The 16108-nt window shown below is 42.4% G+C and carries 12 protein-coding genes and 1 pseudogene; 7 read left to right on the forward strand and 6 right to left on the reverse strand.

Translation table 11 applies throughout. The annotated features are described in order from the left end of the window. Nucleotides 1-99 precede the first annotated feature (99 nt). From LNN34_RS06280 to LNN34_RS06295, 4 genes and pseudogenes are all read left to right on the forward strand, one after another. Nucleotides 100-235 (forward strand): annotated as a pseudogene (locus tag LNN34_RS06280) (malonyl CoA-acyl carrier protein transacylase); the annotation flags it as partial. Nucleotides 236-299: 64 nt separating this feature from the next. Further along, complete coding sequence (locus tag LNN34_RS06285) at nt 300-1838, forward strand: glycoside hydrolase family 43 protein (protein WP_229043006.1); 1539 nt, start codon at nt 300-302, stop codon at nt 1836-1838. Nucleotides 1839-1927: 89 nt separating this feature from the next. Then, a complete protein-coding gene (locus tag LNN34_RS06290) occupies nt 1928-3199 on the forward strand; it encodes a glycoside hydrolase family 30 beta sandwich domain-containing protein (RefSeq protein WP_229043007.1) in 1272 nt (423 codons plus the stop codon). Between the two features lie 723 nt (nt 3200-3922). Continuing rightward, nucleotides 3923-5068 (forward strand): choline esterase, encoded by a 1146-nt coding sequence (locus tag LNN34_RS06295; RefSeq protein ID WP_229043008.1) that lies wholly within the window; start codon nt 3923-3925, stop codon nt 5066-5068. A gap of 515 nt (nt 5069-5583) precedes the next feature. Here the strand turns inward: LNN34_RS06295 and LNN34_RS06300 are convergent. From LNN34_RS06300 to LNN34_RS06310, 3 genes are all read right to left on the reverse strand, one after another. Beyond that, nucleotides 5584-5844: a YnfE family protein gene (locus LNN34_RS06300; RefSeq protein ID WP_059291729.1), complete on the reverse strand. Its 261-nt coding sequence runs from the start codon at nt 5842-5844 to the stop codon at nt 5584-5586. A gap of 76 nt (nt 5845-5920) precedes the next feature. After that, complete coding sequence (locus LNN34_RS06305; protein WP_229043009.1) at nt 5921-7420, reverse strand: cellulase family glycosylhydrolase; 1500 nt, start codon at nt 7418-7420, stop codon at nt 5921-5923. 333 nt (nt 7421-7753) lie between these two features. Beyond that, the gene (locus LNN34_RS06310; protein ID WP_059291731.1) at nt 7754-9151 is read right to left on the reverse strand and encodes an alanine/glycine:cation symporter family protein; all 1398 of its coding nucleotides are present in this window, start codon (nt 9149-9151) and stop codon (nt 7754-7756) included. Nucleotides 9152-9605: 454 nt separating this feature from the next. Between LNN34_RS06310 and LNN34_RS06315 the strand changes: the two genes are divergently transcribed. Both LNN34_RS06315 and LNN34_RS21930 read left to right on the forward strand, forming a co-directional pair. Continuing rightward, nucleotides 9606-9956, forward strand: a complete 351-nt coding sequence (locus LNN34_RS06315; RefSeq protein ID WP_229043010.1) for a hypothetical protein — start codon at nt 9606-9608, stop codon at nt 9954-9956. A gap of 24 nt (nt 9957-9980) precedes the next feature. After that, nucleotides 9981-10106 (forward strand): hypothetical protein, encoded by a 126-nt coding sequence (locus tag LNN34_RS21930; protein ID WP_010334426.1) that lies wholly within the window; start codon nt 9981-9983, stop codon nt 10104-10106. Between the two features lie 50 nt (nt 10107-10156). Here LNN34_RS21930 and parC read toward each other — a convergent pair whose 3' ends face one another. From parC to LNN34_RS06330, 3 genes are all read right to left on the reverse strand, one after another. Further along, complete coding sequence (gene parC, locus LNN34_RS06320) at nt 10157-12574, reverse strand: DNA topoisomerase IV subunit A (protein WP_229043011.1); 2418 nt, start codon at nt 12572-12574, stop codon at nt 10157-10159. 3 nt (nt 12575-12577) lie between these two features. Beyond that, nucleotides 12578-14545 carry a DNA topoisomerase IV subunit B gene (gene parE / locus LNN34_RS06325; protein WP_198098466.1) on the reverse strand — a complete coding sequence of 656 codons (1968 nt, stop codon included), beginning with the start codon at nt 14543-14545 and terminating at the stop codon, nt 12578-12580. Nucleotides 14546-14935: 390 nt separating this feature from the next. Next, nucleotides 14936-15343, reverse strand: a complete 408-nt coding sequence (locus tag LNN34_RS06330) for a CoA-binding protein (RefSeq protein ID WP_202657099.1) — start codon at nt 15341-15343, stop codon at nt 14936-14938. Between the two features lie 168 nt (nt 15344-15511). Here LNN34_RS06330 and plsY point away from each other — a divergent pair, with 168 nt between their 5' ends. Further along, the gene (plsY, locus tag LNN34_RS06335) at nt 15512-16093 is read left to right on the forward strand and encodes a glycerol-3-phosphate 1-O-acyltransferase PlsY (RefSeq protein WP_024121591.1); all 582 of its coding nucleotides are present in this window, start codon (nt 15512-15514) and stop codon (nt 16091-16093) included. Nucleotides 16094-16108 lie beyond the last annotated feature (15 nt).

Below are 16108 nucleotides of genomic sequence, written 5' to 3' on the forward strand. Positions count from 1 at the left end.
GCTAGGATGTTATATAAAGGGATATTTTGTATAATATTGCATCTCTATTCAATGTGATCGGAGGGAACTCATGAAAAATCCTGCCTTTTTATTTCCTGCCAGCAGCATGTGATTTTCAGGCATCGGCAAGCTGTGGAACGTGTCATCAGAATGGCGGAGGAAAAGGGGGGCTAAATATACTTATTTGAATGTCAGTGCGCTTTTTCACAGTTCGATGATACGATCGGCATCCGATTTATGTATCCTTCATGACCTGTGTGATCACCCCCCATTTTTAGGAAAAAGGAGGATGTTAAGTCATGAATAAAAAGTGTAGCGTATGTTTATGGATTCTTGCTTTATTATTAAGTTGCTTATTTGGGGAGTCTGCGTATGCAGCCAGTACTACAATTGCAAAACATGCAGGGAATTCAAACCCGCTTATAGACCATCATTTGGGAGCAGATCCGTTTGCGCTGACCTATAACGGAAGAGTCTACATCTATATGTCAAGCGATGACTATGAATATAATAGCGACGGAACGATTAAGGATAATTCATTTGCCAATTTGAATAAAATATTCGTCATATCTTCAGCGGATATGGTGAACTGGACAGATCACGGAGCGATTCCCGTAGCGGGTGCCAATGGGGCGAATGGCGGCCGGGGGATTGCCAAGTGGGCAGGAGCATCATGGGCCCCGTCAGCCGCCGTGAAAAAGATCAATGGTAAGGATAAATTTTTCCTTTATTTCGCAAACGGCGGCGGAGGTATCGGGGTTCTCACCGCAGACAGCCCGACCGGCCCATGGACAGATCCGATCGGAAAAGCGCTGGTAACGCCAAATACGCCAGGAATGTCCGGTGTTGTATGGCTTTTTGATCCGGCAGTATTCGTAGATGATGATGGTGCCGGTTACCTATATGCCGGCGGAGGCGTTCCGGGCGGTTCAAATCCCACGCAGGGGCAATGGGCCAATCCTAAAACAGCAAGAGTCATGAAATTAGGGCCTGATATGACCAGTGTTGCCGGAAGTGCATCTACGATTGATGCGCCTTTTATGTTTGAAGATTCGGGAATGCATAAGTATAACGGAAAATATTACTATTCTTATTGTATCAATTTCGGGGGCGCGCACCCGGCCGATAAACCTCCAGGTGAGATCGGCTATATGACCAGCTCAAGTCCTATGGATTCTTTTTCGTATAGAGGGCACTTTCTGAAAAATCCGGGAGCATTTTTCGGAGGCGGTGGGAACAATCACCATGCTGTTTTCAATTTTAAAAACGAGTGGTATGTGGTGTATCATACTCAAACTGTCAGCTCCGCTCTGTTCGGGGCCGGCAAAGGATACCGTTCTCCCCATATTAATAAGCTTGTGCATAATTCAGATGGCTCCCTGCAAGAGGTAGCGGCAAATTTTGCAGGGGTCAAACAGCTCTCCAACTTGAATCCATATAACCGGGTAGAAGCGGAAACGTTTGCCTGGAACGGACGGATTTTGACAGAGGCATCCTCAGCACCCGGCGGGCCGGTCAATAATCAACATGTCACAAACATTCATAACGGAGACTGGATTGCTGTAGGAAATGCAGACTTCGGGTCAGGCGGTGCCAGGACGTTTAAAGCAAATGTAGCATCTGCTGGAGGAGGAAAAATAGAAGTGCGTCTCGATAGCGTAAACGGCAAGCTTGCAGGAACCCTGAATGTACCTCCCACAGGCGGAACGCAATCTTGGAGAGAAATAGAAACTGCGGTAAGCGGCGCATCCGGTATTCACAACGTATTCTTTGTATTTACCGGAACTGGTACAGGAAACTTGTTTAATGTTGATTACTGGCAGTTTACGCAAAGATAACACCAGTTATGGCACCGCTTGCTTGCGATATAAAAGCAGACAGAACACATTTTTCTAATACGGTAAAAGACATTGAAGGAGAGGAAAAAATGATGTCGAGCGTCAAAAAAACAATTTGTCTACTATTGGTATGTTTCACTATGCTGTCAGTAATGTTAATGGGCCCAGGCGCTGCTGAGGTCTTGGCGGCAAATGATGTAACAGTTAATATTTCTGCAGAAAAACAAGTGATTCGCGGTTTTGGAGGAATGAACCACCCGGCTTGGGTTGGAGATTTAACTGCTGCTCAAAGAGAAACTGCTTTTGGCAATGGACAGAATCAGTTAGGCTTTTCGATCTTAAGAATTCATGTAGATGAAAATAGAAATAATTGGTACAAAGAAGTGGAAACTGCAAAGAGCGCGATCAAACACGGGGCAATCGTTTTCGCTTCTCCTTGGAATCCTCCAAGCAATATGGTTGAGACCTTCAATCATAATGGTGACACATCAGCTAAACGCCTAAGATACGATAAGTACGCCGCATATGCGCAGCATCTTAACGATTTCGTTACCTTCATGAAGAGTAATGGAGTGAATCTGTATGCGATTTCCATCCAAAACGAGCCTGATTACGCTCACGAGTGGACGTGGTGGACGCCGCAAGAAATACTTCGCTTTATGAGAGAAAACGCAGGCTCGATAAATGCCCGTGTCATTGCACCTGAGTCATTTCAATACTTGAAGAATTTGTCTGACCCAATCTTGAACGATCCTCAGGCTCTTGCCAATTTGGATATTCTCGGAACCCACCTGTATGGGACTCAGGTCAGTCAATTCCCTTATCCTCTTTTTAAACAAAAAGGAGCGGGGAAGGACCTTTGGATGACTGAAGTATACTATCCGAACAGTGATAACAACTCAGCGGATCGATGGCCCGAGGCCTTGGATGTTTCACAACATATTCACAATTCGATGGTTGAAGGGGATTTTCAAGCTTATGTTTGGTGGTACATCCGAAGATCATATGGTCCTATGAAAGAAGATGGCACGATCAGCAAACGTGGCTACAATATGGCTCATTTCTCAAAGTTTGTGCGCCCTGGATATGTAAGGATTGATGCAACGAAAAATCCTAATCCGAACGTTTACGTGTCAGCCTATAAAGGTGACAACAAGGTCGTTATTGTTGCCATTAACAAAAGCAACACAGGAGTCAACCAAAACTTTGTTTTGCAGAATGGATCTGCTTCTCAGGTATCTAGATGGATCACCAGCAGCAACAGCAATCTTCAACCTGGGACGAATCTTAAAGTAACGGACAATCATTTTTGGGCCCATCTTCCAGCTCAAAGCGTGACAACATTTGTCGTAAATCGTTAAAGGCACCTAAGGCAAGCGTACCACGTTGAAATTGAGCGATTTTCCGATCGGAAAATCGCTTTTTTCGTGTCTTGCGTCTGAAGCATACAGCATTAAAGCCTTACATGCGGGAGACATCAGTTTTTCATTGTTATATTTTAGCTGTATTATACGCCAACTTTGATAAAGCATTAATAGATCCTAATTTGGAGGTGTGGTTAAATAGCTAGAAGCAGATTTTATGAAAAACCAGACATTGATCCAAAGAGTTTAGATACTTCTCGATGGCAAAAAGTATTAACTGAAACATTTTTATACATTCCTGAGGACATTTTGCTTAAAATATATCTGAATGTGCTAAAGGACTAGTCATCCCCTTAATCAAGGACATTTTACGCCGATTGAGGGTTGATGGATATCTCCGCCCTGATATTGACGACGACTTGATTTCTTTTATGTTTGAGTCAATGCAGTTTCATTTAGTCATGTTTTTTAGGGAATTCGATATTAAGGACTCTAAGCTGCAACATAAGATTAAGTAAGTACTTTGCGCTGACTTTATGGGTCATGGGATGCTTGAAGATCATAAATATTCTGAAATTGTTAGCGATCACAAGAAAGTCAGGGAGTAGATATGATTTACTGAAGATAGGATGTAATAGTTTCACAGTTTTGAAAAGCGCTTATAGAGCAATGTTTGTATTTCACATTCGCCACTTTTATTAATTAAGGGGGAAAACGAGAATGAAAACTTATGACGCATTTCCAGAACCAATTGGCGGCTATACTGTCGGTCGAACCCAGATGGATTTTGAGTACACGGCATCAGATCACTCAAAAAGAGAACTGACGGCGTTTGTGTACTATCCGTCCGACAGCAGCGAAGGTAAGACTACATCAACGTACATGTTTCCTGAAGTCTACGAGATGTTTCATGAGCAGCCACTTGTCACTGCGTATCTTAAAGGGAAGGATGTTTTCTCTATAGATATCAAGACCCAGTGTTACGACGACCTTGCTCTCTCCGGGAAGGAAAAGCGCTATCCGGTGTTATTCTATGTTTGCGGCGGGGGCGGTTCTCCAGAATGGGGTACAGTGATCTGTACAGACTTGGCAAGCACGGGATATGTTGTGGTAAGCATCGGCCATCAGAATAGCACGATGTATAAGCGTAAAGATGGGCGCCTGTTTAATGTATCAAAGGATTTTTCAGATGTCATTATGGCGTTTTCTGAAGATCCGGAGATGCTGGTGTTGGCTGGTAAGATGGAGATGCGGCCTGACGATGAAACAGCCATTGAGATGTGCCATAATGTGCTTACACTGCCGATACTTGCCAAGTTAACAGAGTATAGTGAATTACAGGCAGAAGATGTAAGGTATGTAGCCGATTATCTTTACAAACTGGACTCTGGAGAGCTGAATTCCATCTTTAAGGGCAGATTGTTGCTTGACATCGGCATGGGCATAGTCGGACATTCTTATGGAGGGCCTACGACGGCGATTGTTTGCCGGGACGACGATCGGTTCGCCTGCGGGATTGGCTTGGATAGCGGTGCGTTCGGCCTTCTCGACAGCGACCTTAAGAAACCCTTTTTGCTACTGTTTTGTGAACCTAACTATAACATGAATGCGATAATTGGCGCTAATAATAGCATGGAAACCTATTATTTCGCTGTTGATCGTGTTGCGCATTTAGATTACTGCGACATCGTGTTCACCAGTGTTAATGAGGAACTCAGAGGCGAACGGGTTGCTATGGAGATGCGAAATCTTGTTACAGACTATACGAAGAACTTTTTTGATCATTACATACTGCAGAAGGCTGCAAGTGTGGAGAGTCTGGCATACGATGGCGTGGACTTGATCAAGAAGACCAGCAACAAGTGACATTACCGATTGCTGTAGGAGAGGGATGCTCCGCAATCCATATTGGGCATTGGAAGCAGCAAAACAATTAAAAAAATCAACTGACGAATGGGTTCCAAAACAGTATGAAGCTGGTTTCTAAATATTGATTTTAATTTAGATAAATAGAATATTATTACAAGCTCAAGGGTGCAATGATTTGTCAAATTTCATTGCACCTAAACAATTATTGTTTTCGTGAGCTACTGTAAAGGACCGAATTCGACTATGTCTTGGCCATGAAGGTTTTTTCTTATACAGAGAATAATCCTGGCATAAGAGAGGCTGAACAACCATGGTGTAGATTTTCGACTTATTTTAGTTTACATAATATATATTCTAGGAAGTAATTAATTTCAAAGAAATTCTGTCTCAATAACAAAGTATACTTAAGTTAGTGAGACAGAATAAAAAATCACTTACAGGTTGACCAATTTCGATTGCTTTTCATTTCAAGTGTCAAAACCCTGAGCTTCAGCAAGTCTTATTAAGAAACTTTAAAATGGCGAAGTCAACCCATAATAAACGGCTTCCAGCTCTTCCAATGTCATATCACCGTATGCGCATTTGATCACCGAATCAGCAAACTCATCATAATCATAATCGCTGGTAAAGCCTTGCTGCAGAAGTTTTTCGTAGGCTTCAATCTGTTCTTTTTGGTTTTGGATATCTTTTTCCTTTCCTGGATAGTCCGGTCCGTTAACCAAGTCGCTGTTTTGTTTGAACAGCAACATATACTGTTTCAATGTTTCGTCCACAGCTTGTACCTCCTTGTTCTGCCGCTGATTAGATAATGAAAACGGACACCAATTGTGATGTCCGTCAAAACAGGCACTATTTGGGTTCAGTTCCCCAAATCAGTTTTCCGTTATTATATAATGTGATTTTTTTTGTATCTTTAAACGTATTTGACTGGAAAAAAGAATAATCCCCGGCTTGTGAATAATTGCTCCAGTCCTCATTGTGAAGACGAATTTGAATTTCTCCAGTGCTTGCTCCCGGTGACAGCGTCCCGTTTCTAAACCCAAGTTCCAGATAGGCATCTGCACCTTTTACAGGTTTAGGTAATGTAACAAACTTGTGCGCCACATTGCTGCATCCGATCTTCGCATAGTCACAGTCGAAGTTTTGGCCTTTGTTTTTCGTGTTATACCAGTAGCGGACAGTTACATTTTTTAAGTTAACGGTGGTCTTGCTGTTGTTTTTCACATTGATATGAGGACGGATTTGGTTGGTGTTCACACTTCCATCCCCTGTTCTGTATTGCACAGAGATGCTGTTTTCCTGTGCAGGTTTCTCTTGCTTTGGCGTCTCAGATCTGTCTTCATTCGAATTTTGGGAGCCGCGGATGTTTTCTCTAACAAATGTCCCTGAAGCGGATAAATCTGATAACGGCCAGCCGCCTGTTTTAGATGCCCCCGGCTTTAAAGCTGAGGATGATTCCTGCTTATCAGAAAGGTTCCAGTTTACCCAGCTGATTTTCTTGCTGTCGAGATAATTCAGCCATTCTCTCGACTGGTCAAGGTATACACCGCCATTTCCGGAAGCGTCACTCGTCCCCCATTCCGTTACAAAAATCGGCGCTCCTTTGCTGAGCGCATAGTCCGCTTTATCCCTTAAAAACTGGCCGTGGGTGCCGGCATAAAAATGAAGCGCGTACATGACGTTAGCATCCTTAAGCTGATCATCCGCAGCATCGTTGACATCCTGGCTCCAAGTGCCTGTTCCGGTAATAATGATGTTATCCGGGTCATTTTTACGGATAACAGAAATCACTTCTTCCGCATACGGTTTGATATCGCGCTTCCAATTTACATCACCGTTCGGTTCATTAGCAATTTCATATATAACGTTTGGTGAGCTTCCGTAAAGGCTTGACATTTCCTTAAAGAATTCCTTCGCCTTCTCTTTATTTTGATTTGGATTGCCGTCATTTAAAATATGCCAGTCAATGATAACATATATCCCGAGCTCTTTTGCCGCTTCAACAGCTTCTTTGACTTTATTTTTCACAGACGGATTCTCGATATAACCGCCGTCAGCCGTGTACATTGCCGCCCGGAAGACGGTAATTCCCCAATCGTCTCTTAGCCATTTTAAAGTGTCTTTATTGACATAATCACCGAACCACTGCAAACCGTGTGAGCTGATTCCTTTCAGCTGCACCGGTTTTCCGTTTTGATTGACTAGCTGAGTACCTTTGATACTAAGCTGGCCATTAAGGGCTACAGGCGTTTTCGCCCCTGCTGCAGAGGTTTCTGGTGCCGCGACACCGCTAATTGTTAATACTGCCATTAATAAACAAGCGATAAAGATAGAGACTGAACGTTTCATATAGCATTCTCTCCTCCTCCAAATAATCATGTAAAATGTCTGCCTATTAGCTGCCGCTCTCCCTCCCTTTCTTTTTTTAAACACGCACTCATTGTAAAAATCTTTCTCATGATTGTCTATCAACCTAATTTCTTGTTTTTAGGCGGCTTAAAAGCCTGTCTATTGACTCTTTTTGTGTTGCTTCCTATACAGCTGACACGTGTATATCAGGGATAATAGTGCTTGTTCAGGACTTTACACGTTATTTTTTGATGAAATCAAAAGATTCCGCTTTTTTTCGGCAAATAAAAAGCTGCATTCAAGTCATTGAATGCAGCCGTATTCTTTATGAATTTATGCTTCTTGTTTCTCTTCTTCCCAAGTTTCAGCGTGTTTCAGTCCTGGGATATTTTTCGCTTTAAACACAGGATCAAGTCCTTGTTTGCGCTGTTTCGCGTAATCTTTATAGACTTTGTATGCTACGTTTGACAGCAGTGTGATCACAACTAAGTTAATCAGCGCCATAACCCCCATAAAGAGATCCGCCATGTCCCAAACAATCTGGAACCCTGCTACACATCCAAAGACAACCATAGCAATAACCGCAATACGGTAAATGTTCAGCCATGTTTTGCTTGTTTTAATGAATTCAATGTTTGTCTCGCCATAATAGTAGTTTCCGACAACTGAGCTGAAAGCGAATAAGAACATTGCGACTGCTATAAAACTAGGCGCCCATCCCCCAATATGGTGGTCCAAAGCAGCCTGTGTTACTTGGATGCCGTCACCTTTTGGTGTTACACTGTACAGTAAAATAATAAACGCTGTGGACGTACATACGATAAATGTATCGAAAAACACGCCTAATGTCTGGATAAAGCCTTGCTTAGCCGGATGCGAAACATGAGCTGTCGCAGCAGCGTTTGGCGCGCTACCCATTCCCGCTTCGTTAGAAAAAAGTCCGCGCTGTGCACCGATGACAATGATAGCTCCTATTCCTCCGCCGACAACTTGTTCAATTCCTAAAGCGTTTTTGACAATTGTCGCAATAACGCTTGGGAATGCAGAAATATTTGTGAATACAACATATAGTGCAATAAGAATATAAAGCCCCGCCATGACCGGAACAATCAACTGTGTCACAGCGACAACACGTTTTAAGCCGCCAAAAATAATAAAAGCCGTTAAAACAGCAAGAACAACAGCGACAACTATTTTATTCACATGAAAAGCGCCTTCTAACGCTCCTGCAATTGTATTTGATTGAACAGCGTTAAAGATTAAACCGAATGATACGGTAATTAAGACAGCAAATACGATGCCAAGCCATCTGACTCCAAGCCCCTTTTGGATATAGTAAGCCGGTCCGCCTCGGAAATCGTCTCCGTCCTTCACTTTATAAAGCTGAGCTAACGTACTCTCAACAAAGCTTGATGCCATACCGACAGCTGCTACAACCCACATCCAAAATACAGCGCCTGGTCCGCCTGTCGCAATCGCTAAGGCAACACCAGTCAAGTTCCCTGTACCGACTCGGGATGCGGCAGAAATAAAAAATGCCTGCATAGAAGAAACACCTTTGTTGCCTTGTGGCTTCTCACCTACTATTCTAAACATTTCGATAAAGTAACGGAATTGGATAAAACCAAAACGAAGTGTAAAAAATAATCCAAGTCCTATTAAAATATAAAATAAATATTTCCAGATAAAATCACTTGGAATATTAATCAAACTGTTGAAAAAAGACTCCATATTTACCTCCTGTTTCATCAATTCATTGTGAATTCAATTTCGATGTTAGATTTTTTAACATGACGAGTATTATTATATCACAATATGTCGAATTAGGAAGTTTTTTCGAAGAATATTATGTTAGTTTGATTTTTTATTTTCTATGAATAAATTTATTAGAAATCAATAAGAAGTCTCCCTTTCTATACATTCTCTGCTTGTTTCTCCCTAACCTTAGGGTGTATATCGTGATAATGTTTGAGCTGCAAACATATCTTTAAAATATGTTTTGAATCACACCCTAGATCGGGTATACATATACTAATAAAAGACATTTCACTTTAAAAAGGAACTGAAACGATCTATACTTAACAAAGTGAATTTTATTTTTAAATTTAATAAATCAGGTTTACTTTTAAGACGGTCTGGGGTATCATTATAAAAATATTCAGTAATATCGAAGGGGGGAGATCATTTGAAAAAAGTAACGATACTTAAAGCGTCCATCTTATTTTTGGCGATTGCCAGTTTTCATTTGTTCTCAATTCCCCACGCCTTTGATATTGGCCATCATTATAAAGCGGTAGCCGACCAGCAGGAAATGCATGAGATGAAAGCTGGCCAAAATGCAGATGATGAAAAGAAATCCATCACCGGAGCTTTTGCGCTGGCTGCCTTCTCAATGGCTGTGCTGCTGATGACCGCGGAAAACAAAGATATATGTTACTCCCGGAGACGGCAGCGAAGAAAAAGCTTTATACTGGCCAAATTCTATCAATCGTCTTATTTCGACAAACTTCATGTTCAACATCACCCGAATATATAACGAAAATATGAGGAGGCTGTTAACATGTTGTTTATCTTAAGAATGGTGATTTTAGGCTTATTCTCTTTCACAGCGCTGAACTTATTTGTATGGCAAGGTATTGAAGTCATTCATGCCGTGACAGACTTATTCACCAGCCATGAAAGCTGATGAAAAACAAAATATACCCGCTCACGATATGTGAGCGGGTTTTTTAATGATTATTCAGTTGTAAGACGCCAGACAGCTGTGACCTTGCCTGATTCTTCTTCATCAATAAAGAATGAACCATTGCTGTATCTGTCGTTTGTACGCAGCTCTTTAGCCTGCAGTTCTTTTCTGTCCCCTTTTTCCGTCTCTGCCATAAACCGCTCATCAAGTCCGCACGCGAACAGCGAAACGACACGATGCGGATTTTTCTTCAGTTCACGCAGCATAACGACTCCCCGTTTTGCACGGGAGGTCTTTTCAAACTCAGAAAGACTCATACGTTTGACCGCTCCCCGCTGTGTAAACAATACGAGAGAATCAGACTCATGCAGAATTTCTCCCGACACGACAAAGTCTCCATCTTTCAAATTAATTCCTTTAACGCCAGCTGCACGTGAGCCCACAACATTTACTTCATCTTCTCCAAACCATAAGCCATATCCGAGATGTGTCGCCATCAAGATCTGACTGTCACCATTTGTCACATGTACATCAATCAGCTCGTCTTCACCCTTTAGATTTAAAGCCACAAGTGCTTTAGAATAACGCTGTGCTTTGTAATGGGTGAGTTCTGTCTTTTTCACCATGCCGTTTTTCGTGAAGAATAAAAGATAAGCAGATGGATCAAACTCTTTTATCGGTATGGCCTTTACAATCGTTTCGTCACGTTCAATCGTGATTATGTTAGAAAAATGCTGGCCCATGTCCTTCCATCTGATATCAGGCAGCTGGTGAACCGGACAATAGATATAGCTTCCCTTATTCGTGAAAAGCAGCAGCACATCTGTCGTATTCATTTCAAACTGGTGCAGCATCCTGTCTGTATCCTTCATTCCAAAATCCTGTCCGTTTGAAGCGGCAAAGGAACGCTGGCTTGTGCGCTTTAAGTAGCCATCTTTTGTAACGGTCACGTATACATCCTCAGAGGCAACCATGACTTCAAGATTAATTTTGATTTCCTCAATTTTTTCTTCAATGACAGAGCGTCTCGTGTCCGCATATTTCTTTTTCAGCGCTTTTAAGCTGTTTGTAATGACCTTTAACAGCTTTTTATCATTGCTCAAAATCGATTCAAGCTCTTCAATATTTTTACTGAGCTCTTCAGCCTCTTCCTTGAGCGCTGTGATATCGGTATTTGTTAAACGATATAGCTGCAAGGACACGATAGCTTCAGCCTGAGGCTCAGTGAATTCATATTTTGCCATTAAATTGTTTTTGGCGTCACGTTTATCGCTAGAGGAGCGAATCGTTGCGATAACTTCATCCAAGATCGATAAAGCCTTCATAAGACCTTCTACAATGTGATGTCTGTCTTTTGCTTTTTGAAGCTCGTAAACGGATCGGTTTGTGATAACTTCTTTTTGGTGGCCGATGTATGCATCTAAAATAGCTGGCAGACTCATCAGCATTGGACGGCGGTTGTGGATCGCCACCATATTAAAGTTATACGTAATCTGCAAATCAGTATTTTTATATAAGTAATTCAAAATGCCCTTGGCATCTGCTTCTTTCTTTAGTTCTACGACCACTCTAAGGCCGGTTCGGTCTGTTTCGTCTCGAACCTCGGAGATGCCCTCAACCTTTTTATCAATACGGTACTCGTCCATTTTTTTCACAAGGTTGGCTTTATTGACTTCAAACGGAATTTCTGTAATCACAATTTGCTCACGTCCGCCTCTGATCGCTTCGATCTCAGCTTTTCCGCGGATAATAATTTTCCCTTTTCCGGTTTCGTAGGCTTTTCTAATGCCATCAACGCCCTGGATAATTCCGCCTGTCGGAAAGTCAGGCCCTTTGATCACTTCCATGAGATCGTCTACAGAGCATGACGGCATTTGAATGCGTTTAATAACAGCATCAATGACCTCTCCTAAATGATGAGGCGGTATATCAGTCGCGTATCCTGCAGATATACCGGTAGATCCGTTGACCAGCAAGTTAGGGAACATAGCAGGAAGTACAACAGGCTCCTTGCTTGTATCATCAAAGTTTGGGACAAATTCAACAGTATTTTTGTCAATATCCCGCAGAAGCTCTGATGCAATCGAAGACAACTTCGCTTCTGTGTAACGCATGGCCGCCGGAGGATCTCCATCAATACTTCCGTTGTTCCCGTGCATTTCAATTAATACATTCCGCACTTTCCAATCCTGGCTCATCCGCACCATTGCTTCATACACCGAACTGTCACCGTGCGGATGGTAGTTACCGATGACATTACCGACCGTTTTGGCCGCTTTTCTGAAATTTTTATCAAATGTGTTTCCGTCCGTATGCATCGCATACAGAATTCTGCGCTGTACGGGCTTTAAACCGTCGCGCGCATCAGGCAGCGCCCTGTCTTGAATAATATATTTACTATAGCGTCCAAAACGGTCGCCGATCACCTCTTCTAATGGTAAATCATGAAATAATTCTGGCTGTGACAATCATTAAACCTCCTCAGCGACCGATAAGTTTTCATTTTCTAAAATATTGCTTTCTTCATCCAAGCCGAAAGCTACGTTTTTCTCAATCCACTTTCTGCGCGGCTCTACTTTATCGCCCATCAATGTCGTCACGCGTCTCTCAACACGTGCCGCGTCGTCAATTTTGACCCTTACAAGCGTACGGGACTCCGGATTCATCGTCGTTTCCCACAGCTGATCCGCGTTCATCTCACCAAGACCCTTGTATCGCTGGATTGTGTAGCCCTTGCCGACTTTTTTCAGTACTCCATCCATCTCTTCATCAGACCATGCATATTCAATGATTTCTTTTTTCCCGCTTCCTTTGCTGACCTTATATAAAGGAGGCAGAGCAATGAATACCTTTCCATTCTCAATGAGCGGCTTCATATAGCGATAGAAAAAGGTTAAAAGCAGCACTTGAATATGAGCGCCGTCAGTATCGGCATCCGTCATAATGATGATTTTATCGTAGTTAATGTCGTCGACTGAAAAATCAGCCCCGACACCTCCGCCGATGGCATGAATGATCGTATTAATCTCTTCGTTTTTAAAGATATCAGCAAGCTTTGCTTTTTCCGTGTTAATGACTTTACCGCGCAATGGCAGAACCGCTTGGAATCTGCGGTCTCTTCCCTGCTTTGCTGATCCGCCCGCAGAGTCACCCTCAACGAGATACAATTCATTTTTTGCCGGATTTCTTGAACCCGCAGGTGTCAGCTTACCGCTTAATGTCGCTTCTGATTTTTTTCGTTTTTTGCCGCTTCTGGCTTCTTCCCGGGCTTTACGTGCCGCTTCTCGCGCCTGGCTCGCCTTTATTGCTTTTTTCACAAGAAGAGTAGCGGTGTCCCGATTTTCCTCTAAAAAGTAAGCAAGCTGTTCTGATACGATTGCGTCTACAGCAGATCTTGCTTCGCTTGTGCCGAGTTTTCCTTTTGTTTGTCCTTCAAATTGAAGAAGTTCTTCAGGAATACGGACAGAGATAATAGCTGAAAGCCCTTCCCTTATATCTGTGCCTTCCAGGTTTTTATCCTTTTCTTTCAGCAAAGCCACTTTTCTCGCATATTCATTAAAGGCTCTCGTCATCGCTGTCTTTGCACCTGACTCATGAGTTCCGCCGTCTTTTGTTCTGACGTTGTTAACAAACGACAGGATATTTTCTGAATAGCCGTCGTTAAACTGAAACGCAAAATCCACTTCGATGGAATGATGCTCTCCTTCAAACGAGACCACTTCAGACAGGGCATCTTTTTCCTCATTTAAGTAAGCAACAAACGCTTCTATTCCGTTCTCATAATAAAAGACTTCACGCTGGCCGTTCCGCTCGTCAATCAGTTCAATTTTTAATCCTTTTAATAAAAACGCTGATTCCCGTAAGCGTTCAGAAAGCGTTTCAAAATTATAAGTTGTTGTGCTGAACATTGTCGGATCAGGCTTAAAGTGAGTAAGTGTGCCTGTCTTTTTCGTTTTGCCAATCTTTTCGAGAGATGTGACCGGTTTACCTCCGTTTTCAAAACGCTGCTGATAGACGAAGCCGTCCCGCTCAATCGTAACCGTCAGCCATTCAGATAAAGCATTCACGACAGACGCGCCGACGCCGTGAAGCCCTCCGCTTGTCTTATAACCGCCTTGACCGAATTTTCCGCCTGCGTGAAGCACCGTTAAAATGACCTCAGGGGTTGGTTTGCCGAGTTTATGCATTCCAGTCGGCATGCCGCGGCCTCTATCCTGTACAGAAATACTGTTGTCTTTATGTATTTTAACGATAATGTGATCTCCATGGCCGGCAAGTACCTCATCGACGGAGTTATCTACAATTTCATAAACCAAGTGATGCAAGCCTCTCGCGTCGGTTGAGCCAATATACATACCCGGCCTTTTCCTTACGGCTTCAAGGCCTTCCAGCACCTGTATGGCATCTTCGTTGTAATCAAATTGCTGTTTTCTAGCCAAACGTACAAACCCCTTTCAAAAAACTAACATTCTCTTTTTCATTGTTACTTGTCAATTGTATAAAAGTATTTTTCATAATCCTTGCCCCGGTGCGCTTCTGCCTTGGACTCTTCATTATAACCAATGTCATCCCATTCTCAACATACAGCTAACGAATCATTCCGTAAAACATCCAAAAGTGCTGTTTTTCCGAGATGAGAACGTATGTTTGTTTATTATATATAAAGCAGCGGACCTTCGCAAATCGAACGGCCGGAACCAAGCTTAGCAAGGCATTCAAAAAAAGCTGTTCAAGCTTTATTGTATCTGTTTCACAGTAATTCGCAAACAATATCTTTACATGAAAAAGCAAAAATCCTTGAATTCACAAGGATTTTTGCAGCTCTGCACCTATTTTGTTACAGCGTGTGCCACTTTTATGCACAGATCCATGATGACCGTTCTGCCATCTTCCTTCAGCATCTGATAAGCCTCTTCGTTCACCAGGCCTTGCTGCGCCCAAAATACCGGGGCATCTGTCTCCAGAAACTCTTTAGCGACATCAGGAAGCTGTTCTGAACGTCTGAATACATTCACGATATCAATCGGACCGTCAATTTCTTTTAACGATGATACGGCTTTTACACCAAGCGCCTCTTCGATCGTCGGATTTACTGGTATGATTTCGTATCCCGCATCCTGCATCGCTTTTGATACCATATACGATGTTCTATCGGGACGGTCTGAAAGCCCGACTACCGCTATTCTCTTACTTTCATCAAGAATTTCTTTGATTTCCGCTTTTGAAGGGTTTTGCATGATAGACCACTCCTTTTTGTTTATTCTACACGACCGAAAAGGAAGAAATCAAAACATGATGTATGGCTGATTAAATTTGTAAGCAAACTTTACAAAAAAACTTATCATCAGATCATGACATCTCATGTTAAAATAGAGATTAGGGACATTGAAAAAGGAGAAATGTAGATGTTAATTGCTTTATTGATTATTTTGGCCTACTTGATAGGCAGTATTCCATCTGGCTTAATCGTAGGTAAGCTTGCCAAGGGAATTGATATTCGGGAGCATGGAAGCGGAAACTTAGGCGCTACCAACGCGTTCCGTACACTGGGCGTAAAAGCTGGTTCGGTTGTCATAGCCGGAGATATTTTAAAAGGGACACTGGCAGCTGCATTGCCTTACCTCATGCATGTTGATATTCATCCGCTCCTTGCGGGAGTCATAGCGGTTCTTGGCCATGTGTTTCCTGTGTTCGCCAAATTTAAAGGCGGCAAAGCCGTAGCAACTTCGGGAGGCGTCTTGCTGTTTTATGCACCTCTGTTATTCATTACAATGGTTGCGGTCTTTTTCATCTTTTTATACTTGACTAAATTTGTCTCTCTGTCATCAATGTTAACAGGGATATATACTGTCATATATAGTCTCTTTGTACATGATAAGTATTTATTGATTGTCGTCACGCTGCTCACTGTTTTTGTAATATACAGGCACCGGGCGAATATCAAACGAATTATCAATAAAACAGAACCTAAAGTCAAATGGTTATAAATGTTTAAAAAACTT

This window comes from Bacillus sp. AF23 (assembly GCF_020861455.1).
Classification (GTDB): Bacteria; Bacillota; Bacilli; order Bacillales; family Bacillaceae; genus Bacillus; species Bacillus halotolerans.

Coding starts and splice junctions, on each gene's coding strand:
- LNN34_RS06285 (WP_229043006.1), top strand. CDS start 300: ATGAATAAAAAGTGTAGCGTATGTTTATGGATTCTTGCTTTATTATTA.
- LNN34_RS06290 (WP_229043007.1), top strand. CDS start 1,928: ATGATGTCGAGCGTCAAAAAAACAATTTGTCTACTATTGGTATGTTTC.
- LNN34_RS06295 (WP_229043008.1), top strand. CDS start 3,923: ATGAAAACTTATGACGCATTTCCAGAACCAATTGGCGGCTATACTGTC.
- LNN34_RS06305 (WP_229043009.1), bottom strand. CDS start 7,420: ATGAAACGTTCAGTCTCTATCTTTATCGCTTGTTTATTAATGGCAGTA.
- LNN34_RS06310 (WP_059291731.1), bottom strand. CDS start 9,151: ATGGAGTCTTTTTTCAACAGTTTGATTAATATTCCAAGTGATTTTATC.
- LNN34_RS21930 (WP_010334426.1), top strand. CDS start 9,981: ATGTTGTTTATCTTAAGAATGGTGATTTTAGGCTTATTCTCTTTCACA.
- LNN34_RS06330 (WP_202657099.1), bottom strand. CDS start 15,343: ATGCAAAACCCTTCAAAAGCGGAAATCAAAGAAATTCTTGATGAAAGT.
- plsY (WP_024121591.1), top strand. CDS start 15,512: ATGTTAATTGCTTTATTGATTATTTTGGCCTACTTGATAGGCAGTATT.